Origin of the sequence: Providencia sp. wls1943 (assembly GCF_009706275.1) — a bacterium.
Lineage (GTDB): Bacteria > Pseudomonadota > Gammaproteobacteria > Enterobacterales > Enterobacteriaceae > Providencia > Providencia zhijiangensis.
Genome location: NZ_WLTU01000007.1, coordinates 496038 through 518714, shown reverse-complemented (window position 1 = coordinate 518714; position 22677 = coordinate 496038). Strand labels below are relative to the sequence as shown.

Genomic DNA, 22677 nt, shown 5'->3' with positions numbered 1-22677 from the left:
CCCTAACCGTTAACCGAGGTTCATAAGGTGATATTCGCGATGGGAATGCGCGGTTGAAAGCGCGTATAGCTTGTTTAATGGCAAAATGTGTTGTGTGTGAGTGAGGTTGCGCAAGGGGCGCAAGAAAAAAGCAGACGCCGAAACGCCTGCTTGTCTTAATTAAGCGGTAGCACGCTCATTCCAAGAATCGGAATGGATGATGTTGCCGTCTTTGTATGTCCAAGTGATTTTTTCATAGCGCAGCTCAATCTCTTCGAGATGGTTGTGCTTCTCTTTACCTGGATCTTTGATGTCGTGCATTTTTGGAGCGACTTTCACGACTTTGACGTTTTCAAGTTTGGTGTTGAAATATTCGACTTCTTGTCCTGCGTCATCAATGCGATACCATTTGAATTCAGCTTCTTTCAAGGTTTGACCCGTGGTCACAGCCTTGTAAAGGTAAGGGCTTGAAGCATCAATTTCTTTAACGAAAATGAATGGCGTATGGATACGAGTACCTGTTAATTTACCGGTATTGTTATCCGTTGGGATGTACAGGTTATGGTCTTGAGCAACCACTTCGATGCTGCCTTCACGGTCTTGTACGTCGACAGAACCTTTAATTTCAGCACCGCCATCATCTTTCAGCCATAAATAAACTGGAATAGCCATAACTACTTCTCCTTTCGTGTGGAATGTGTACCACCATCCATCGATGGTACGGTGTTGACGCCTAATATCTGACAAGCTTCAGCTTGCGGTATCAGGCGAATTTCTACGCGGCGATTGCGAGCTCGTCCGTCAGCGGTGTTGTTGTCGGCAACAGGATTATTTTGCCCGTATCCCTGCACGGCAAAGCAGGTTGGTGAGATATCGCTGGTTTGGATCATCCAATCACGGACAGACTCTGCGCGTTTTAAAGACAGTTTTTGGTTTTGTTCTGGATTCCCGGTGTTATCGGTATAGCCAGAAACCATAATTAACCAGCCGGGTTTGGCTTTGATATTGAGTAGCGCATCAACTAACACTTTAGTTGCACCCGTTTTGAGTGTGTATTGCCCAACATCGAATAAGGACAAACTATCTAAAGTGACGATTTGAGGTGGTGCAGCTGGCGCTTCAGGGGCGATTTCAGGTTGAGACGGCGCCCAACTTCCTAGCAGAGTATGTAAGTAAGGCAATATTCGATTACCTTGATATAACGCTAAAGAGTAAGCGCTTGGGATCCCTTCGCGCTCCCAACGTGCAAGCTCAGCGGCATCATCTTGTAGCTGCTGATAAGCGGTCAATTTGGGTGCGAGTGGAACTTCTGAAAGCTGAGAGAAACGAGCAATATCTTCACCAATATGGCGAATGAGTTGCTGGTTGTGGTGGTAGCTACCGATTAAAGCACCCACTAAGAAAACCCCAAAAATGACGCCAATTGCACCGAGGCTTTTTTCTGTTCGGCTTAAGCTAATATCATGATGTAAGCGGCGTAGCATGACATCCGGTAAAGGGAGTAAATCCGTTGTTTGTACTGAGGAGCGCAATGGCAATGTGGTTTTTTCTTGGATGAATTGCTGCCATAAATTGTTCGGTTGACTCGTGATATCAATCCACTGAATGGCCCATGCGGAAGGGATTTGCTTCGGTGCTCCTGCTTGAGGCGTTGTGAACTGAGGGACTAAAACCTGATTTAACCAACTCTGTAAGGTATCTAGCCACAGGGAAAATTGCAGGCTTTGTTCTGACTGTCCGAAATGTGTAGGTAGCCACACGGAGTAAGGGACTGACATCGCCCCTTCTTGCTCTACTTGAAATTCAGTTTGGTGGCTGAGTAATGTCATCCAAGGGGTATGTTCATCATCAACATGCATAGTGGTCTCAGCATGATGAGGTTTAGAAAGGTATACCGTTACCCAAAATGGCAATTTAGCACCGATTTTTTGACGGCCTTCCCCAATCGCTCGACGCCAGTTGAGTAGCGCTTGTGTCAGGGCTTCTTGCTGGGTAAGTTGCTCGGGTAATACAACGTAAAGTAAGGATAAGTGCCCAGATAGTGAAGGGGCATATTCCACCAATGCGGCAATCAGTTTAACAAGCTCAGTGGGTGCGGATACACGAATATACCAACCTTGATTTGTTTCTCTGTGTAATTGGTCATCCAGAAAGAGTGCTTGAGATTGGCCACAGACTAAAATGACAGGTCCCTGATAATTATCAGCCGGAAATGCACCCGTATAATCATGTTCAGTGGATAACACTTGGCGTCGTTGTTTATATTGCCAAAACAACATTCCACCCGTCAGTACTATGACGAAGGCGGAAACAAAAATGGTGACACTTTGCCCTAGAGACCAAAACCCCCAGAGTAGCCACAAGAAAAGCCCTGTAGCAAAAAGCGTCAGACACTGTCTGATTGGATTTTGCATGCCTATCCCTGTGTCACCCACTGTTGTAGTAAATGTTCTAGCGAAGCACTGAATCCCCACCACATGGCGGCGAGTATTAGGATGCCACCTACCCAACCAAACCAGTAAAGTCTGCGACGGCTAAACCGTAATTTAGGTTTTACGACGAGAGGTAATTCTGAAGCGATCAGATAGTCTGGAAGCTGAGCATTGAGTTGAGCGACGATGTGCTCACGCTCTGGTGCCTCTTTTTGGCGAAACTTACCGACAAACCCGAGGGTAAGCACGCGATGAAAACAGAGCAAAACATCAGGGTTAGGGGCGGTTTCATTTAAAATGCTGCGTAGGCGATCCCAAAGTTTGTCTCCCGCTTCTAATGTATTGAAGTAGCGTGCTTGCAAAGGAGATTGGATCCATGTGTTGTAGCCATCATCTTGGTGTTGGCGATTCATCACAGATTCATCAATTAGGGCACATTGAGCGTATTGCATATGTTCAATGGCGGATTCAGGGTAGCCATGCTCGAGCAGTTTTTGACGTGTTTCATCAATGAGTTGGCAAACGCGACGATAAAAATTATCCCCTTGAGTGATGGCGGTGCCTTGATGTAATTGACAAACCATCAGCCAAGTTTGGGCGAAGATCATGTCGATAGTATGGTGCGATGTTGTATTGTTCATGAGCGAAGTACCGCAAACAGCTCTAATTGAATGTCACCTAACGTGCTCGGAACATAGAACGCACATTGCCCAGAAGAGAGCATGGCTTGACCCGCAGGTGTTTCAATATCTAGCGCAAAATATTGATTTTCTAAGCGAAGAGGAACTGCCGTTGGGACATGGCTGAGCGGTTTCAATGGAATACCATTGAGTGCCACATTAACGACGTCAGCCACATCATCACTGCTACCCGCTTTGCAAAGGAGTGGAAATTGGGCGATCAATAAGTGAGCAGGCAATGATGAGCGAACCGATAAGTAAAAATCGGCTTCTTCACGTAATCGACCATCATGGAGTTGACCTTTCCAGAATGGACCTTCTTTCGCCAATTCAATGCTAATAACGCGAGAAGGCAAACTGGCTTCAAGCAGTGTATTTAACAAGGCAAAAAGAGGTGGAAAAACGAGCTCTGGCTGCTCATGTTTGTATAGCGGGATATCTTCCAGCTTACTCTCTAAGGAAAAAGTTAATAAGCTGCCCGCTAAACGAGCTAGCTCCCGATAGAGTAATTCAGGATGACGATGTAATGCCGTGCTGAGCTCATTGAGGACGGGTTCGGCACTATTGAGTGAATTCAGTAACCAAAACAGTGAAACATCAGCGACCACAAAGTCGGCCATTTTTTCATTACTTTCGCGACGTAGCGCCATTAAACGACGGCGCTTAGCCACTAAACGGTGCATAAACTCAGAAAGCAATGTTCGTAATTCAGCACTTCCTTGACAGGAAAGTAAGGGAGGAATGAAGTGGCTATCAAATTCCCACATTCCTTGAGCGTTGCGAATAAGGCGCGCAACAGGGCAGGTCATATAGGCTTCATTCTCATCATGAGCAAAACGCAGTGTTGCCACGTGACGTAACACGGCAATGTCTGTTTGCTCATGCCCTAATAAATCTTGGACTTTAACCCATTCTTGGCTAAATCGGCGTGGGCGATCGGTTCCTGTTTCGGGAACTAAGTTTCCGCCATTGGCTAACATTAAAGGCAATGCCAGAACGATATCCAATGACTGGCGATCCGCATAATCATTGAGGGACAATACCGGAGGAAGGGCATCAGCTAAGGTTGTGTCAATCAGTGTGCCATCGTGAAAGCGCACCACGATTTTTTGGGCGCTTACGCGAGAGAGCGTTAATGCACTGACATCAAACTCGGTACTAATGACGCCCCACGTGGAGGCGATACCCATTTGTGCGACCACTTCAGCAACATGACCGTCCCAACGGGCTTGCTGTTGAAATTGCTGAGGGGCCAAAAAGGCCCCGTCTGTCCATAGGGGACGGTAGATTTTCATCCTGAATGACCTTTAATAACCGTTAGGCTTTTGCTTTAGGCATTTGTGAAACTAGCGATAAATCAACATCCATACCTTCGACTTGGAAGTGTGGAACCGCGTACAGTTTCACACGGAAAAAGCCCGGGTTATCTTCGATATCTTCAACAACCACTTTTGCATCACGCAGCGGGTGAGAAGCTTGTAAATCATCGCCTGGGTCGGTCATTTCAGTGACTAAGCCACGAACCCAGTTGTTGAGTTCTAATTCAAGTAAGCGTCTGTCTTTGGTCGTACCAATGTTTTCGCGTTGAATCAGCTTCAAGTAATGGGCGATACGGGACAGTAAGAAAATGTATGGCAAACGAGCGTTGATACGGCTGTTTGCGGTGGCATCAGCCGTATCGTATAACGCAGGCTTCTGCGCCGAGTTAGCAGAGAAGAAACAGGAGTAATCACGGTTTTTGTAGTAAGACAGCGGGATAAATCCAAGATTAGCGAACTCAAATTCACGGGTTTCAGGGATCATCACTTCGGATGGAATTTTGACCTGACTGCCCGTTCCTAAATCAAACAGGTGGATCGGAAGATCTTTAACAGCACCACCGGCTTGAGGTCCGCGAATTTGGACACACCAGCCATTGTTGATAAAGCTTTTTACCATGTTGGCAGCAAAGGCAAATGTGGCATTCGTCCACAGGTATTTTTCGTGATCTGGACCTTTCACTTCTTCAACGTAATTGAAGCTACGAACAGGGATTGTATCTGGACCGTATGGCAGACGACCAAGCACACGAGGCATGGTTAAGCCAATATAACGCGCATCATCAGAGTCACGGAAAGATTTCCACTTAATGTACTCAGCGCGGTCAAAATAGTTACCAATATCTTTGATTGCCGCGACTTCTTCCATGGTTTCTTTGCCGAAGAATTTAGGTCCCACGGAGCCAATAAATGGCATATGAGCTGATGCAGAGACTTTAGAGATACTGCGTAATAAGGCGATATCTTGTGGGCTACGGTCAAATTCATAGTTAGAGATCATCGCTGCAATAGGTTCACCGCCTGGGGTGTCATATTCCGCAATGTAGGTATGGTGGTAAAGACCACTTTGGATGATTTCAGGACTATCTTCGAAATCTTGTCGCAAATCATCTTTGGCGATATCAAGTAACTCAATTTTGACGTTTTGACGAAAATCGGTGCGATCAACGAGGAATTTTAAACCACGCCAAGTGGATTCGACTTTTTGGAAGTCTTGATGGTGCATCACTTCGTCAAGTTGTTGGCTGATTTGCTTATCAAGTTCAGCAATATGATGATCAAGCAGGTTGCGGTCTAAGCGCTCGACTTTTTGACCGGATGATTTTAAGCGGTCTAAAAAGACTTGAACAGCGACGGTGACACGCTCGTCAGCTGTTGTATCCGCTAGCGCAGCGTTATCTTGAAACGCATTAATATCACTGATTGATGCGACTGGCGTTAAATTGATTTTTTCAAATAATGAAGCATAAACACCGTGATTAGAGGTGTCGTCAAGTACAGTGGTTGCACCTTGGGTTGATTCAGTTTTTACAGACATCAGCATAATCCTTTAGTAATCCAAATTAATCTTTCTTCGGTGCCAGTTGAGCTAGCTCTTCGCGAAGTTCATCACTGAGTTCTGGATCCTTAAGGATGTTTTCCAATTCACGGCGGAACGTTGCGTTATCGAGGAGATTAGATTTCAGGTCGCGCAGCAGATTACGCATCGCTAACATTGCGCGCAGTTGTGGGATTTGGCGGGCGACTTGCTCAGGTTCAAAATCCTTCATATTTTTGAAAGAGAGGTTGATGCTTTCTTCACTTCCATCACCGGCAAGGGTGTTTTTCACCGTGAGGTTAATGGTTGGCGCAAATTCAGTGAGTACACTATTAAAGTTATTTTTATTGATATTCACTTTTTCGCGCTCAGATAATGCTCGATTATCTTGTCCATTGCTGTAATCACCCACCGCTAATAATTTAAGTGGTAATTCCACTTTTTTCTGCGCACCACCCGTGTGCAAGTCTAATTTGATATTAACCCGAGCCTTCGGTACTTCATTTTGGAAGCTATCTGACATTTTAGGAGTCCTTTAGTGGTATTACTCGCTTTAAATATGAATTATTGGTAAATGAAATATATTCTTAAACTTTAATTTGGCTTAAATCAGTTTGCTATTTTATATAATTTTAAGACTGATAGATCAAGGTTTCTAATGGATATGATTTTATGTTTGAGTACGACGTAACGTATTTTTACGTATTAGCAGCTATTCAATTAATTAAAAACCATTTAAAATCATAGTTGATGTGTGTTTACAATGAATGTGAGTGAATAATTGGCAGGAGATCTAGAAGGGTAAAAATAGAGAGTATTCTTAAGAAATTTAGAATATATAAATAATTCTACACATAAATAGAGTGATATCGGACGATAATATAGACGAACTACTATTCGTGGAGTTATTTCTAATTTTTAATATAAATCGTTAATTAAAGCTAAAAATAAAGTGTAAAAAAATGTGTAGTGAATATAAATGACTCGCAAAATTTAAAATAAAGCATAATGGATGATTATGCTGAATTAATTTGGTTTACTAAGATTTATTCCGGATTATTTAAAAAATAATTTTGTTGAGTGAGGTATTGCACAAAATTTAGATAGTTTTCGTGTGAATCAAACGCTCGTTTTGGGAAAATAAAGGCGCTAGTTCTATCAATAAATAGATAATGTGTATCTCCATTTTGTTTTATAAAACGCATTGAATTCCAATTGTAGTGCCATAAACCATAAGCACTCTCAATGTGTAATCCATTCTCATCTGCTGTGAATGTTTTTGTGCAGAAAGTCGAGCTATCCGCATCAGGAATCGCTTTGTTCAATGTTTTAAACAAACGTATTGCAAAGATGGCATAAAGTAATATCGCCATCAGAACAGCGACAATAAATTGCCCCATATTAAGCTCGATATCAAAATGCTGGAGCAAGGTGAATACCCCTCCCATGATGGCAAAGAAAGCCAAATAGAGCAGAGTATAAGTGAGCAAACTGCGGTTTTTGGGTAAAAAGTAGTTATTTTTATGGCAGTAGCGGCTAAAGGCGATAAATTCTTGGCGTGATAATGCAACTGTGACGGATAGCGACATGCTGTATAACTCAATAAAAGGTTAAAAGAATAGTGGCTATTATTCCGATAGCAATGCAATTTGGCTATCAGATAATGGTTAAAGAAAGGGAAACATTGAATAACAAAAAGCCAACCGAAAAGGCTGGCTTGAGTGAGAATTTGGTCGGCACGAGAGGATTTGAACCTCCGACCCCGGACACCCCATGACCGTGCGCTACCAAGCTGCGCTACGTGCCGATTAATGAATACACGCCTTTACAACAAGGGCTTTAGGCAAAAAATATACTACTCAAAACATTGGCAAAATCAAGAGCAAATTCATATGACTGATTGAAATTTAAGCGCTAATTTTCATTGAAGCGTTTAAGTTCAGTGAAGATTTTCAGTAGCTCAGCAAGGTCTGGTTTGTCGTCAGTCTGCTCGTTGCCTTGTGGGTCATAGATATTAAATTGACCATTATGATCCATATACATGGTTGCGCTGTTGGTGGTAATAACGACATCGCTTTTATCGCCAGTGATCACCCACGGATAAGTGCGCTGCGCACTGAAGAGATCTTCACCTTGGCTGTAATCATCAGGCGGGTTATTAACATGTAACACACGCTGCATGAGGGTGGTCATTACGTCTTGATGGCTAGTCAGCTTATCAATTTGTTGTGCTGGAGTATTCGGCCAGTAGATAAATAACGGAACTTGCATACTGTCACGGTTAAAGTGTTTCTTATTCACCCAATCAGTCTCTTGCGAACCGTTACTGTTGTAGTTTGCTGTGATCACTACAATGGTATTGTTAAGCTTGTTCTGGCTCTTTAACGTCTCAATGACTTGACTGATTTGGTTATCCGTTTGATGACTTCCCGGCGTTCCCTTGATATTTAAGAATGAGAACCAAGGAGAGCCATGTTTCACGTTATCTAGCCATAAATTCCACTGTGCAATAGTTTGTTTGTCACTGTCCGATGCTTTTGTTGGCAAAGAGTAATCAGACAAAATCGCTTGTCGGAATAATGGTGAGCTAAACCCATCAGTGGAGAATAAACCAAACTGATAGCCTTGATGCTGTAAAGCTTCAATCAAGACAGAAGGGTGGCGTCCATTGAGAATATTATCAATATAACTTGAGGAGATACCGTAGAACAGCCCAAATAGGGCGGTGTCATTACGTAACCCAGAAGTATAGTGATTGGTAAATTGGGAGCTGATATTTTTGAACTCTTTCAGTGAGTTCATTTGGTTTTGCTGAGAAACATTACCTAAATCATCGACAACCAATAAAAGTAAATTGTAACCCGTACCTTGGTCTTGGTAGCTAAGTGGCTTCAATGGGTACTGAAGTTTCAGTGCAGTTGGGCTACCTTGCTGGAAGACACGATTTTGATGTGCAGTCAGGTCGAGTAGCCCATATTTATCAAGAAGTTTACGCGCTGTCATTGGTTGAGACAGCGGGTAGTTATAGCGTTGCATCGTGATCGGGCGATAAAAATTGGCATCCGCCCACGCATACATTAAATGCGACATCACAAACGTTGCGATGAATAGGCCTGCCAGTGGGCGCCCAAATGTTTGACGACTTAAGCTGCGTAATTTTTGCCAGCTCCAGGTCGCAAATAGCATCTCAACCAAAAAGATAATGGGGATACTGATGAACATCAGTTGCCATTCGCGTGCCATTTCACCTTTGGCGGGGTTAATCACTAAATCCCAAACCTGAGGCGTAAGATGGAGGCCAAATTGGCTAAAGACGCGAATATCAAAGAGTAATAAGGTGAGTCCCGCGGTGGCTAGCGCCACACAAATAACCCTCAACAATCGTTGGGACATAACGATAAAGGTCAGTGGAAAGATGATTAGCAAGTAAGTGGCGAACACCACAAAACTGAAATGACCCAACCAACTGACGAAGGCATAAGCGCGACCAGCGAAGGTGTCTGGCCAGTCAAAAATAAACAGATAGCTGCTACTTAGCAAAAGGCAAAGTAGTATATTAAAAAGTGCAAACCAGTGCCCCCAACCAATCATGTTGGAGACTTTATCACGGTAGCGCTGATGGGTGACCATGCTGTTTATTTATCAACCAAATTAGTGTGATTTATCTTCTTGTACAGAAGAAAGTAATGCATTGGCAAAAGACTCTGCAATCATTTTACGCTGAGCAGGGGCGACAGACGTATTGAGCAGATTGGTAACCATGTTACCAAGTACCATTAATGATAGATCAACGGGAGTATGGTTTTTTTCTAACACACTAACAAGGTCAGACAGTAAACCTTCAACTTTTTCATCACTATAGCGAGATGATTGTGGCATAAATTATGACATCCTAAATTAATGAAAGCTCCATATGATAGCCCATTGTGGGTGACTTTTCTTCTTTCTTTAAACAAATTTTCGTTTAATTGATAATAATGTTTATTTAGATCACCGAAGTGGATAATAGTTCGCCACAAAAGTAATAAAAAAATGGCGGTTAACGGTTTCAGTTGCAGACAAATACTAACAGTGTTTGAATACGCGACATTATTTCTGCTAGCGAAAGGAGCCAACAATGAGTCTGGAAATTACCCAGATAGCGTTACACCAGTTGATTAAACGAGATGAACAGACCTTAGAAGTCATGTTGCGTGATTCGTTATTGACGACAGACAATGTTGTGCAAGACATGATGGCAGAATTACATCGTGTATACAGTGCAAAAAGTAAGGCATTTGGTGAGTTTAACGAAGAGAGTGAACTTGCTGAAGCGTTAACGTTACTGCGTAAGGGCGAAGAAGAGTTTTTAGGCTTTAGCCGCGCAATGACCGTGCGTTTAAAAGATGAGCTGGCAAAATACCCGTTTGCTGAAGGCGGCATCGTTCTTTTTTGCCAATATCGTTACTTGGCAGTGGAATACCTGTTGATTGCCGTACTGAATAGCTGCGATAGCATGTTTGTGACCGAATCCCTCGATTTAGGTACGACTCATTACTTAGATATTCCGCATGCGGATATTGTGGCGCGTATTGATTTGACTGAATGGGAAACCAATCCAGAATCGAAGCGTTATCTGACTTTCCTTAAAGGGCGAGTAGGGCGTAAAGTATCTGATTTCTTTATGGATTTCTTGGCTGCATCTGAAGGTTTGAATGCGAAGGTGCAGAATAAAGGGTTAGTCCAAGCATTGGATGATTTTTGTGATAATGCACAAATGGATAAAAACACTCGCCAAGCCTATCGCCAGCAAGTCCATAGCTATTGCAGTGAGCAATTGCAATCAGGCGAAGAAATTGAGTTGAAAGAACTCTCGAAAGAGTTACCGATGGTGGAAGAGCAAAGCTTTGAAGATTTCACTCGCCAAAATGATTATCAATTGGAAGAGAGTTTTCCTGCTGATCGCGGTACTTTAAAGCAGTTGACGAAATTTTCAGGTAGTGGTGGGGGAATTACGATTAGCTTTGACGCGATGTTAATGGGAGAGCGTATTTTCTGGGATCCTGTAACAGACACATTGACTATTCGTGGAACTCCGCCAAATTTACGTGACCAGTTGCAACGTCGCGGTAATAAATAGTGAACGATAGATTTTCTATAGAAATCTTACGTTAGAAATCTTACGTTAGAAATCTTACGTTAGAAATCTTACGTTAGAAATAAATAACGCCGCAATTGCGGCGTTATTTACTCGGCGTCCCGAAAAAACTTTAAAGCTCGGCTATGGGCTTAATTAAGCGCGCAGGAAGTCAATGTGCGTCACTTTTGGCTTAAATGGGTGACGTTGAACAGCCTGAACTTTTACTTTAGTTTCTTTACCATCGATAACCAGAGTCAGAACTTCGTAAAATTCTGCTTTGCTTTCTTGGTTAATGATTTCATCGTGGTTCAGAGTAACAGAGATAGCTTCTTGGTTGCCACCGTAAACGATAGCTGGCAGTTGGTTAGCTCTGCGCAGGCGGCGGCTCGCACCCTTACCCTGCTCTTTACGTTCAATTGCATTGATAGTTAACATTACAATTTCTCTATAAAAGAAAAAATAAAAATCCTGCTACAGGCGACCCAGCAGCAGGTTCGAGATTTGGCCCTGTAACATCATTTCGCGAAGCGAGACATACAAAGGCGGGCGGCATTTTAACGAAAAAACGGCTAGCGGGCAATCATTAAGATCATTATCTTTCTGACTTGGCATGATTTATTCATCATTAATCGCGTTTTTTCTGATTATCTTAATGATGCAGCAAGACGGAAACGTCCCTGATAATCAAAGATTTTTTCTCTAATCTCCCAGTAGCTTTCTTTTTTTCGCGCAACAATAAATTGCGGGTAACGTAATAATGCTTGTTGTGAAATTATGTCGTTCGCATTATTCCAATGGAAGGGAACGCCAGGGGCACGGTGATGCTCGCGTAAAAATCGGAATTCAAATGCGCGTTTTTGAGCGGAGGTGGTGAGTCTAAAACGCTCAGACACCGACGTGCCATCCTCATCATAGTAAGTGATTTTCAGCCATTCGCCTTTTGCATCCGAGCCTGAAGTGAGTTCCATTCCCCCGCAGCGTAAAATTAGCGCATCTTTAAGCCGTAAAGCGGCTTTAAGCATATCATCGGGGTCAGTAAGGACTTCTTGGCATTTATGGCAACGCCGTGCGGCAATGTCATTTTCAGCACCGCAATGAGGGCATTGTTTAAATCGAAAGCGAAACTCGCATTGTTGTTTTCGCCCATGCTCATCTTCTTCCCATCCCTGACAACGGCGCCCGTAGTGCTCGACAATTTGACCATCTGCAGTACATTTTCCCCAAAAAACATTGGCAAATTGACACAGTGGACAGAAAACTTGGACTGGAACGCTGGTGGAGTTGGGTTTGCTGCTACCTACTTCGGGGCGAAAGAGGTCATGAGGATTTCCGGCATAGTCCAGAATTAGGCACTGTTTCTTTCCTTCACTCAAACGTAAGCCACGTCCAACGATTTGCTGATATAAGCTGATGGACTCTGTTGGACGTAAGATGGCAATTACGTCTACGTGTGGCGCATCAAAACCTGTGGTCAGTACTGAAACGTTGACAAGATAATGTAATTGCTTGTTTTTAAATTGCTGAATGATGTTTTGGCGCTCAAGGGATGGTGTCTCTGCGGTGACTAATGCCGCGGTATCTTGAGGTAAATAACTTAGGATCTCTTTAGCATGTTCAACCGTAGCGGCAAAAATCATGCATCCTTGTAACGGTGTGGCATACTCAATAATCTGCGTCACAATTTTTGGTGTAATTCGCTGCTGTTTTTTGAGGGATAAATTGAGTTCTTGCTCGCTAAAAATTCCCGATTGGTTAACCGATACCTGACTAAAATCATATTGCAGCACTGGCATATCAAGGCGTTCAGGGGGAACCAAAAATTGGTTTTTGATCATGTAATGCAGCGGCAATTCATAGATACAATCACGGAAAAAACAGCGTTCATCCCCTTTAACCATTCCGTGGTAGTGGTATTGGTAAATCCACCCATGCCCTAGGCGATAGGGAGTCGCGGTCAAACCTAAAATGCGCAGTGCAGCGTTATGCTTTTGTAAGCTTAGGATAATTTGTTGATACTGACTTTCTTCGTTTAAGCTGATGCGATGACATTCATCGATGATAACTAAAGAGAATTTGTCGTCAAAGTGTTCAAGATTACGCGCTACCGATTGTACGCTCCCAAAGACCACTTTACTGTGGGATTCTTTGCGATTGAGGCCTGCTGCGAAGATATCAGCTTCTAGACCATAAGTTAGATATTTGGCGTGGTTTTGCTCAACTAACTCTTTGACATGGGCTAAAACTAATACGCGCCCACGAGCCAGCCTCGCTAATTCTGCGATCACTAAGCTTTTTCCTGCTCCTGTCGGGAGCACAATCACCGCAGGTGTAGTGTGACGTCGAAAGTACTGGATTGTCGCGTCAACGGCTTCTTGTTGGTAAGGGCGTAAAGTAAAACGGGATGAGGCTGCAGGCATATGAGTTAGTTTTTTCAAAAAAGTCAGATTATTAATGTTAAATTTAAGTTAGATCCGTGGCTAGGTCTAAATTTAAGCGTTCCCTTTGCTGTGCTATCACTTGTAACAGGTTATTGGTATAATAAATTATGTGATAGTAATCACAGCAATCCATCTTTCTATCTTATGACAGCGCGGTGCTATTGTACCTCTCGCTGACATTCCATCAAGTTAAGAGAATCTATGCGACTGGATAAATTTTTGTCCCAGCAACTTGGGATAAGCCGGAGTTTGGTGGCGCGTGAGCTGCGTGCTGGTAATGTCATGGTTGACGATGAAGTAGTAAAATCAGGTTCGATGCAGGTGGGTCTTGATAATGAAGTTGCCTATGATGGCAATGTGTTAGTGCAAGTTACGGGGCCTCGCTATTTTATGCTCAATAAGCCTGAAGGCTATGTTTGCTCAACCGATGACCCAACGCACCCAACTATTCTCTATTTTATTGATGAGCCCATCGCCCAAAAACTGCATGCAGCAGGTCGCTTAGATATTGATACGACTGGGCTAGTGTTATTAACGGATGATGGTCAGTGGTCTCATCGCATCACCTCACCAAAACATCATTGTGAGAAAACCTACCGAGTTCAACTGAGTGAAGATATCGCGGATGATGTCGCGGCACAGTTTGAACAAGGCGTCATGTTAAATGGCGAAAAATCACTCACGAAACCTGCGCAGCTGGAAATTATCTCTCCACGTGATGTCCGACTGACAATCAGTGAAGGGCGCTATCATCAAGTTAAACGAATGTTTGCGGCAGTCGGAAATCATGTGTGTGGTTTGCATCGTGAGCGAGTGGGGGAAATTCGTTTAGATGAGCAGTTAGAGCCGGGTGAATACCGTCCACTGACGGAAGCAGAGATTGAAAGTATTACGGTTCCCCGTTAATGATGTCATAGCAGGAGTTAATAAGTGCAACAACAGCGTTCATCCTATTTGGGGCTGATTTTAATTTTAGGTTTGCTATCAATGCTAATGCCATTAGCGATTGATATGTATTTACCGAGTTTCCCTGCAATGACCGGTTACTTTAATGTAGATGAAGGGCGCATTCAGATGACCCTGAACAGCTACATTTTTGGTTTTGCAATTGGTCAGCTTTTTTATGGTCCGATGGCGGATAGTTTAGGACGCAAACCCGTCATTTTAGGTGGGGTGATTGTCTTTGCACTAGCCTCTGCGGCTTGTGCTGTTGCAGAATCTATCGATACATTTATCTGGCTGCGTTTCCTTCATGGATTTGCGGCAGCCGCAGCCAGCGTCGTGATCAACGCCTTAATGCGTGACATGTTTACTAAAGATGAATTTTCCAGAAGTATGTCTTTCGTCGTGTTAGTGATGACCATTGCACCGTTGATGGCACCTATCATGGGCGGCGAAATGATGCGCTGGTTCTCATGGCATGCCATTTTCTGGAGCATTGCGATTGCAGCTGTCATCGCTGTGGTGCTGGTTAGTTTATTTATCCGAGAAACGCTACCGGTTGAAAGGCGACAAAAATTCCATATCGGAACTACATTACGCCAGTTTGCGACGTTATTTAGAGCCCGCCAAGTGTTGTTCTATATTTTGGCCAGCTCATTTTCGTTTTCCGGTATGTTTTCTTTCTTGAATGCAGGGTCATTTGTCTATATCGACCTTAATGGGGTATCGCCTCAACATTTTGGCTATTACTTTGGCATTAATATTGTCTTCTTATTTATTATGACGACGATTAACGGCAAATTTGTAAGGCAATTTGGCGCTGAGCGAATGTTATATTTTGGGATTATTGTTCAGTTCGTTATGGGAATATGGTTATTAACGACGACAGCATTGGGTATGGATTTCTGGACATTGGTGATTGGCGTCGCGATTTATGTGAGTGGGATTGCCATGATCACCTCAAACTCGATGGCAGTGATCCTCGATAATTACCCTCATATTGCAGGAACAGTTTCTTCACTTGCAGGCACAATTCGCTTTTCTATTGGTGCATTGGTGGGAACGCTGTTATCAATGATCCCAGCTAAAAATGCATGGCCGATGGTAGGCTCGATGGTAGGCTGTGTGGCACTTTCCATGTTATTTGTGCTTTTAGCGAAACGCGCAAAATAGCACTCCTTATTGAATCAGTTTCAAGGATGAAACTGATAAATCCATTAGTTTCCTTCAATGACTTATATCATTCTGATTTATCTCACGAATGCACTATTCACAATACCTATAGATTAACCTGCTTGATACATCGATAAAACTGACTAATTACGCAAAGTAATTAAAGTATTTATCAAGAAATGATCCATATCAATTATCTTAAGTCGAATATTTGTTAAATTTCTGTTTTCAATGAAAGGTGGGACTCACTTTCTAATGATCCGAAATAAGGTTACATGAGCTTAAAAAATAGATAATTGTTAATATATTTGAGTAATAATGTAAAAAATAAATTGATTTATTATGGTTTGTTTTGAAGGTTATTCTCAAAATTTGTTTAAAAATTAACTTTTTTGTCAAAAAAATTCGTATGCAATGATGTGTGTCACAAAAATTTAACGACATGCTACTTTTTTAATGTTATATTTAAGTTCTTGCTTTTAACATTCATGTTACTTTTGGGATGAGTTAAAAGTTCGGTTTGAACGAGGATTTCTTTAAGACTTATGTAGCTCTATTCGCTCTCTAATATAGAGAGAGGTACAAGGAAGAGAGACGTTGTCTCTTGGGGGAGTTTCAGTATCTAAAAGAATCGATATTCATTGAGTGAAATGTAAATTAAATGGCGATTTAGCTAGTCAATTTACTTGGCAAAATGATGACATATTTTAATAGGAAATTTTTGTGGAAAAATTAGGTCTTTCGGTGGTGCACAGGCTGCCGCAAAGCTATCGCTGGTTATCGGGAAAAATAGGTACGGATGTTGAGGTTGTGCCTATGAATGATATTAATAGCGATAAGCTAGTGGGGCTAAAATTGCTGAGCCACGACTGTGCAACAGATTGTATTGCAATGAAGCATTTGTCTGAATCGTTATCGGAAATGCAGATCGATAACGCCATTTTAGAATGGCAAAAAGAGATGTGTTTATTTATCCGAGCGAGTGATGAGCTAACAGCAATGTGCCGTTTAAAAGCATCGGGTGTTGCTATCGCAGAAATGGCTTCTGGTTTCTATTGTGCCTAACGGCATTGAGACTATTTAATATTAAGGTCGTCTTTATGATATTCGGCCCAATAAAAAAGCTTCCGGTTTAGAGCCTGGAAGCTTTTTTATTGGCAAGGTATCTATATATTACTGCATTAATGTTTCTGGGTCTTAGGAACCATTAACAACACGGCGGCTTGCGTAATAACGCTTGCTCCAATAATCGTTAGTCATTTCAGAAACGATAACGCCATTGCTTGTAGAGGCGTGAACAAATTTATTGTCCCCGATATAAATCCCTACATGCTTCATCGTGCGACCTGTTTTAAACAGAACTAAGTCACCCGCTCTTAAATTATTGCGTTTTACACTTTTACCTGAAGATTCTTGTTCAGAGGTAGTACGTGGTAATTGCACGCCAAATTGCTCGAGGAAAGTACGTTGTACAAAGCTAGAACAGTCAATACCACTTTTAGTGGTTCCACCTAGACGGTAGCTTACGCCTTTCCAGCTTGCATATTGATCCATGATTTTGGATTTGGTATCAACACTTCTGACTAAATCTTCGAATTCATCTTGAGATGCCATTGCGAGTGAGTCATTCGATGTTGCGTTTAACATGCGAACATCTGAAGATCTTGCGGTAGTTTGACCATTCTTCGATGTTTTCGGTGCCGTACATGCTGAAAGCGTTACGGCAATTGCGACTGCCGGAACAATGCGCCAGACATAGCGCTTAAATTTTTCAGAAGTTAACATTAATAGAATATCCCTTGCCATTTTATTTATTGCTGTGTGGAAACTACACAACACACTTAAACTGATCCCTGTGAAAAACGCATTTTAACGACTGAGTGTATTTTTCGCAGAAAGTGTTTATGTATTGAACAAATTATGCTCTAAATTAGCAGCTGTCTTGTGCTCTAACACCTGTTGATTATAAAAAGATAATCAGAAGCTGCTAAAAATCGTACTTATTTTATATATTTGGCTGATGAATATTGAGTTCTTTAACCAAACATAAAGAATATACATAAACAACGCTGAAATGGCGAGTTAATAGGGGGATAATTTACAAAACATTATATAAAACGAGAGATCCATCATTAACTTGCCTTCAGAATGCGAATAATCCAGTTTTTTTGCGCCCTTACAGAGACCGTTCTCAAAGAAAATATGATCATAGTCACATTTCTTATCTAATATCTTTATAAAAACAGTGGGGATTTTTTAAATTTCAATCTGAATTGTAAAGAAGTTTAAATTTATATTATTTGTCACCTAAATGTAAAAGCAATTGGCTGTATCCGATAGGTATATGTTGCGGATATTCTTACTACATTATCGTGTGTTTTTTATGCATTAGTCTTCAAGTTAAGAAAGCTAAACAGCTATGTTCACCATTAGGTGCTATGAAGTTTCACGCTTTTAATAAGTGAAAGGAATTAAATAGATTAAATTTTCACTAAGAAAATGAATTTATATAGAGAGTTGTTTATAGCTGTTCTGATTAATAAATATCAAATTTGATTGTTGGAGTAGATGACTGGTTTTAATAAAATACAGAGTGATTTGTTATATAAATGAAATTAGTTTCAATGGGATTTATTGCGTCTAAGTTAAATTAAAGGCGTTAAAGGTCGTGTCCATCCTTTGGGGTTATTTGAAAATAAAAAATAGCGACCATAAGTGGAATAACTATTCCCCTCCGCAAATTAAGCTTATATCCGAAATTTATTAAGTAATGCATCAATTAGATGTAAATAAATTTTAGTAATTGACGATAACTTAATTTTAAGCGGAGAAATTCTTGTGGATCACTCAGTAAAAAAAATAACATTAGCAGTATTTTCTTTAATGGCATTAACATTCGGTATGCACGCTAAGGCGTCTACGCACAGCGAAGCAAAACCCGTTTCATCAGGCACAATCCACTTTGTTGGCGCAATTGTCGCATCACCTTGTGTTATCACGAGTATTGAGCAGAGCATTGATACAAAATGCTGGAATGATGATGGCGTCGTTAAAACGACCTCAGTAAAGTTTAATAAATTAAGTGAAAAAGGGACTGTGCTTCCAAATCAAAAAGGAACTCAAACATTTAAATGGATTAACAAGGAAAATAAAATAGGGGTTTACACGGTTATTTATGACTAATAACTAAATTTTCATATTTATATTAATTTTTGAATATTAAATGGAATGCTATTCTAGGATGAATTGGTGATGTTTATTTATAATGATGCCTATGGGCGGAATGCCCATAGGTAATGTAAGCTTATTTTCTTATTAAGAAAATAGGGCGAAATAATTAATCACAACGGCCCATATAACGGCGTTCAGGAATATGAATACGGATTTTTTCACCGGTCGTTATATATTCAGGAACTTGAACGGTTAAGCCTGTCGGCATTGTTGCAGGTTTAGTACGAGCACTCGCAGAAGCGCCTTTAATTCCTGGTGTTGTTTCAGCAATCACCATATCGACAGTTTGTGGTAATTCAAGTGCTAGAACTTGCCCATCCATTGTTAAAACCTGCATTCCTGGTAAACCTTCTTCAGGAATAAATAACAGCTCTTCTTCAATATCAGATTTTTTAAAGATATATGGGGTATAGTCTTCATTGTCCATGAACACATACTCATCACCATCAATATAAGAGAAGCTTACCGCACGGCGAGTGAGTGAAATTGTGTCTAAAATATCATCACCTTTGAAGCGCTCTTCAACTTTTTGGCCAGTTTTGATATCGGTAAAGCGCATTTTATACAGTGTACTTGCGCCACGAGCGCTTGGGGATTGGATATCAATGTCTTTAACCAGCAGTAATTTCCCGTTGTAGTTTATTGCAAAACCACGTTTGATTTCGTTGGCCTTGGCCATAAATAACCTTCTTTGTTATTGTCAAAAAGAGTTCGACAAAATTACTCGCAGATAAGGGATTAGGCAAGATGTTAACATCAAAAAAATCCCTAGTTTTCACGCTAGGGATCTCTTTTTAACCAATGATTGTCTTTGAATAACTTAATAGACAGGTAATAAACCTAACAGAGACAAAATATGTGCTGCTGCGTTAATCAAACCAAATAAGATGACGAACCCAATCACAAAGCTTCCGCCGGGTGTTCGATAGCTATTATTGGGAAAACGCTTACGGCTTGCTCTTGCCATCATGGCAGGGACAATGACCGCCCAAATAGTGGCTGCGAGTCCTGCAAAACCAATGGCATAAATAAAGCCGTTAGGGAACGCTAAACCTAAAATTGTTGGTGGTAAGAAGGTAATAATAATCGATTTAAAACGCCCTTGATGGCTATCGTTAAATTTAAAGAAGTCAGCGATAAAATCAAATAAGCCAAGGGAAACGCCTAAAAACGAACTTGCTAATGCCATGTAAGAGAACAGCGTTAAAAATTGCGAAATAAAGCTACTCTGTGCGGAAATATTCATTTGATTCAGCAACGCGCCAATATTGTTACCATTTTCTCTGATCGCAATAAAAGACGAACGTGGAATATTACCTTGGATAGCATACTGCCATAAGATGTAGATAGTGACAGTAATTCCTGCGCCGTACACTAAGCTCAACATGACACTACGGCTGTCTTTATTGTAGTACTTCACTAATCCCGGCACGTTACCGTGATAACCAAAAGAGGTTAGTAAATAAGGCAACGCAGCTAATGCATAAGGTAAATATTCACTTTGACTATTTTCATATTGGTCGAAAAGAATCAACGGTGAGGCGGTAGTGACCATGCCGCCGATGGACATCACAAATGTGATCACCATCCCGCCAATTAAAATCGTACTTAACCTATCAACTGCACGGGTAGATAACCAAACAAAAAACGCGATAACGACTGCAAAAACAAAGCCAGAAAGCGCTTGTGGAACTTGAACATATTTTGAAATGTTCTCAGTAATGATCGAGCTACCCGCCGAAATATAGGCATAGGTTAAAATATACAACACAAACGTGATGGAGAGAGTGTTAATGGTATTCCAGCCAGAACCTAATAAATCCTTCACCATGGTATGAAAACTAGCACCTGCTGGGTAATTCATATTGGCTTCTAAAATCATTAATCCTGATAACAACATACAGATAAATGTGTAGATCAGTAAGACAACTGAACCGGAAAACCAAACACCTGAAGTCACCATCGGAATAGAAAACATACCTGCACCGACTGCGGTACCGGCTATGATCATTGAGCCGCCTAAAATAGAGGGGCGCTTTGGTGGTTTTGTTACATCGGCTTCCATGATGACTCCTGAATGATTGTTTCACTGTACTAGCTGAACGATACATCAGGTCGGAAATAATGTAAACATCTAAAAGATAATAAAATAAAAAATAGTTAAGAGTGGTTATTATATGCGCAAGCAGTGTGATGTCTGTGCATATTGGGTTTAGATATGCGGCTGATAGAAACGTTTACTGAGCCATAATTCGACTGCATTACGGCTAGCTTCAAAATGAGGTTCTGGTAATGGGGCAGTTGGGGAGATCCACAACAGACTTTCGCATTTATCCGCTTCCATGATCTGCGGGGCAACTTTCCCGTTATATTCCACATGCATACAGATAGAAACCGTATGTTTACCTTCTTGTCGGAACGTTTCGATATTATTGCTGAGACCAAATACAGTTGGGGCATCGATATCAATACCAATCTCTTCTTTTATTTCACGGATTGCGCAGGCTTCAAAAGATTCTCCAGGGTCAACGTGGCCTCCGAAAATAGACCAGTAAGGCGCATGTTGGCTGCTACGTTTACCCAGTAGAATTTGCCCTTGGCCGTTCGTAATCAGTACACCGACACCAACAACAACATATTGAGGATCCGACATTATTTTTCCTTCTTCTTATTTTTATAAAGAAAGGAATTTTGCCACGTTACTTTCAAATTACAATCAGGAAAAAATACAAATATCACTGAAACCAACAGTTATTAATGTTATAACTATGCCCTGAAAATCTTGTGATAAGACTGTCTGCACGAAGACAATAATGATAAGGGAGATAAGTGGTTATGACTCGCCGGGTTGCTACAATTACATTAAATCCTGCTTATGACCTTGTGGGGCTATGCCCTTCCATCGAAGTCGGTGAAGTCAATTTAGTTAAGACCGCTAGTCTCAATGCTGGAGGTAAAGGGGTCAATGTGGGGAAAGTCCTGCGAGACCTTGGTATTGATATCACTGTTAGCGGCTTTATGGGTAAGGACAACCAAGAAGAATTCCAACACTTCTTTAGTGAAAATGGCATGGCAAACCGTTTTAGCATGGTGCCAGGTCGTACACGCATTAATGTTAAGCTCACAGAAAATAACGGTGAGTCGACAGACTTTAATTTCTCTGGTTTTGATGTCAGTAAAGAAGATTGGAACCGTTTTTCCACGGAATCCCTTAATTGGCTTGGTCATTTTGATATGGTGGTGGTCAGCGGAAGTTTACCTAACGGGATTGAACCTGAAGAGTTCACACGTTGGATGACTCGTCTGCGTCAGTTATGCCCTTGTATTATCTTTGATAGCAGCCGCGAAGCATTAAAGGCGGGTCTGAAAGCATCACCATGGTTAGTTAAACCTAATCGTCAAGAGCTAGAAACATGGGTAGGGCGCAAATTACCGGATTTAAAAGATGTTATTGCGGCGGCACATGAGCTGCGCGATAAAGGCATTTCTCACGTGGTTATTTCCCTCGGTGAAGAAGGCGCTCTTTGGGTAAATGCTTCGGGGTCTTGGCTTGCTAAACCGCCTCAATGTGAAGTTGTCAGTACGGTAGGTGCTGGTGATTCAATGGTTGCAGGGTTAGCTTACGGTTTATTAAATGGTGAGACTAGCGAACATACACTCCGTATGGCAACTGCAATTTCTGCGTTATCAGTTTCTCAGCCTGATGTTGGTTTGAAAAACCGTAATAAACTGGCCGATATGATGGCAAAAATTGAGATGAAATCGCTGTAACTATTTTACGATTATTTCATTGAGAAGGCGGCTTATAGACGGCCGCCTTTTTATTT

At 41.6% G+C, this 22677-nt stretch carries 21 protein-coding genes and 1 tRNA gene; 6 read left to right on the top strand and 16 right to left on the bottom strand.

Annotated elements, in window-relative coordinates; all coding sequences use genetic code 11:
- Positions 1-159: 159 nt before the first annotated feature.
- From GKR48_RS04535 to GKR48_RS04490, 10 genes are all read right to left on the bottom strand, one after another.
- Positions 160-651, bottom strand: a complete 492-nt coding sequence (locus GKR48_RS04535) for an Hcp family type VI secretion system effector (RefSeq protein WP_006660409.1) — start codon at positions 649-651, stop codon at positions 160-162.
- A 2-nt stretch (positions 652-653) separates the two neighbouring features.
- Positions 654-2393: an OmpA family protein gene (locus tag GKR48_RS04530; RefSeq protein ID WP_154627180.1), complete on the bottom strand. Its 1740-nt coding sequence runs from the start codon at positions 2391-2393 to the stop codon at positions 654-656.
- Between the two features lie 2 nt (positions 2394-2395).
- Positions 2396-3052: a type VI secretion system protein TssL, short form gene (gene tssL, locus GKR48_RS04525; RefSeq protein ID WP_154627179.1), complete on the bottom strand. Its 657-nt coding sequence runs from the start codon at positions 3050-3052 to the stop codon at positions 2396-2398.
- A complete protein-coding gene (tssK, locus tag GKR48_RS04520) occupies positions 3049-4386 on the bottom strand; it encodes a type VI secretion system baseplate subunit TssK (RefSeq protein WP_154627178.1) in 1338 nt (445 codons plus the stop codon). The genes tssL and tssK overlap by 4 nt, the downstream gene beginning before the upstream one ends.
- Before the next feature lie 22 nt (positions 4387-4408).
- Complete coding sequence (tssC, locus tag GKR48_RS04515) at positions 4409-5953, bottom strand: type VI secretion system contractile sheath large subunit (RefSeq protein ID WP_154627177.1); 1545 nt, start codon at positions 5951-5953, stop codon at positions 4409-4411.
- 19 nt (positions 5954-5972) lie between these two features.
- A complete protein-coding gene (tssB, locus tag GKR48_RS04510; protein ID WP_036952987.1) occupies positions 5973-6470 on the bottom strand; it encodes a type VI secretion system contractile sheath small subunit in 498 nt (165 codons plus the stop codon).
- A gap of 523 nt (positions 6471-6993) precedes the next feature.
- Complete coding sequence (locus GKR48_RS04505; RefSeq protein WP_154627176.1) at positions 6994-7536, bottom strand: YcxB family protein; 543 nt, start codon at positions 7534-7536, stop codon at positions 6994-6996.
- A gap of 141 nt (positions 7537-7677) precedes the next feature.
- Positions 7678-7754: transfer RNA gene (locus tag GKR48_RS04500), tRNA-Pro, on the bottom strand.
- A gap of 107 nt (positions 7755-7861) precedes the next feature.
- Positions 7862-9577, bottom strand: a complete 1716-nt coding sequence (yejM, locus tag GKR48_RS04495) for an LPS biosynthesis-modulating metalloenzyme YejM (protein WP_154627175.1) — start codon at positions 9575-9577, stop codon at positions 7862-7864.
- Between the two features lie 21 nt (positions 9578-9598).
- Positions 9599-9826, bottom strand: a complete 228-nt coding sequence (locus GKR48_RS04490; protein ID WP_108477939.1) for a YejL family protein — start codon at positions 9824-9826, stop codon at positions 9599-9601.
- Between the two features lie 238 nt (positions 9827-10064).
- Between GKR48_RS04490 and yejK the strand changes: the two genes are divergently transcribed.
- Positions 10065-11066, top strand: a complete 1002-nt coding sequence (gene yejK, locus GKR48_RS04485) for a nucleoid-associated protein YejK (RefSeq protein WP_108477940.1) — start codon at positions 10065-10067, stop codon at positions 11064-11066.
- A 153-nt stretch (positions 11067-11219) separates the two neighbouring features.
- Here yejK and rplY read toward each other — a convergent pair whose 3' ends face one another.
- Together rplY and GKR48_RS04475 are read right to left on the bottom strand one after the other, a co-directional pair.
- Positions 11220-11501 (bottom strand): 50S ribosomal protein L25, encoded by a 282-nt coding sequence (gene rplY, locus GKR48_RS04480; protein WP_006660420.1) that lies wholly within the window; start codon positions 11499-11501, stop codon positions 11220-11222.
- Between the two features lie 209 nt (positions 11502-11710).
- The gene (locus GKR48_RS04475) at positions 11711-13483 is read right to left on the bottom strand and encodes a DEAD/DEAH box helicase (protein WP_154627206.1); all 1773 of its coding nucleotides are present in this window, start codon (positions 13481-13483) and stop codon (positions 11711-11713) included.
- A 222-nt stretch (positions 13484-13705) separates the two neighbouring features.
- Between GKR48_RS04475 and rsuA the strand changes: the two genes are divergently transcribed.
- The 3 genes from rsuA to GKR48_RS04460 all read left to right on the top strand — a co-directional run bounded on the left by rsuA (position 13706) and on the right by GKR48_RS04460 (position 16684).
- On the top strand, positions 13706-14410 hold the full coding sequence (gene rsuA / locus GKR48_RS04470) for a 16S rRNA pseudouridine(516) synthase RsuA (protein ID WP_154627174.1): 705 nt from the start codon (positions 13706-13708) through the stop codon (positions 14408-14410).
- Positions 14411-14434: 24 nt separating this feature from the next.
- Entirely contained in the window at positions 14435-15619 is a 1185-nt protein-coding gene (locus GKR48_RS04465; protein ID WP_036953002.1) for a Bcr/CflA family multidrug efflux MFS transporter, read from the top strand.
- Positions 15620-16342: 723 nt separating this feature from the next.
- Positions 16343-16684, top strand: coding sequence for a hypothetical protein (locus GKR48_RS04460; protein ID WP_181477266.1), 342 nt, complete (start codon positions 16343-16345; stop codon positions 16682-16684).
- Between the two features lie 132 nt (positions 16685-16816).
- On the opposite strand, the gene mepS is transcribed toward GKR48_RS04460, so the two are convergent.
- Positions 16817-17404 (bottom strand): bifunctional murein DD-endopeptidase/murein LD-carboxypeptidase, encoded by a 588-nt coding sequence (gene mepS, locus GKR48_RS04455; RefSeq protein ID WP_154603557.1) that lies wholly within the window; start codon positions 17402-17404, stop codon positions 16817-16819.
- 1053 nt (positions 17405-18457) lie between these two features.
- Here mepS and GKR48_RS04450 point away from each other — a divergent pair.
- Complete coding sequence (locus GKR48_RS04450; protein ID WP_224057880.1) at positions 18458-18802, top strand: hypothetical protein; 345 nt, start codon at positions 18458-18460, stop codon at positions 18800-18802.
- Positions 18803-18956: 154 nt separating this feature from the next.
- Here GKR48_RS04450 and yeiP read toward each other — a convergent pair whose 3' ends face one another.
- From yeiP to GKR48_RS04435, 3 genes are all read right to left on the bottom strand, one after another.
- Complete coding sequence (gene yeiP, locus GKR48_RS04445; protein ID WP_154603558.1) at positions 18957-19529, bottom strand: elongation factor P-like protein YeiP; 573 nt, start codon at positions 19527-19529, stop codon at positions 18957-18959.
- 141 nt (positions 19530-19670) lie between these two features.
- Positions 19671-20915, bottom strand: a complete 1245-nt coding sequence (gene mtr / locus GKR48_RS04440; RefSeq protein WP_154627173.1) for a tryptophan permease — start codon at positions 20913-20915, stop codon at positions 19671-19673.
- Between the two features lie 147 nt (positions 20916-21062).
- Positions 21063-21503, bottom strand: a complete 441-nt coding sequence (locus GKR48_RS04435) for a nucleotide triphosphate diphosphatase NUDT15 (protein WP_154627172.1) — start codon at positions 21501-21503, stop codon at positions 21063-21065.
- Between the two features lie 182 nt (positions 21504-21685).
- On the opposite strand from GKR48_RS04435, the gene fruK reads away from it, so the two are divergent.
- Entirely contained in the window at positions 21686-22621 is a 936-nt protein-coding gene (gene fruK / locus GKR48_RS04430; RefSeq protein ID WP_036953017.1) for a 1-phosphofructokinase, read from the top strand.
- Positions 22622-22677: the final 56 nt, after the last annotated feature.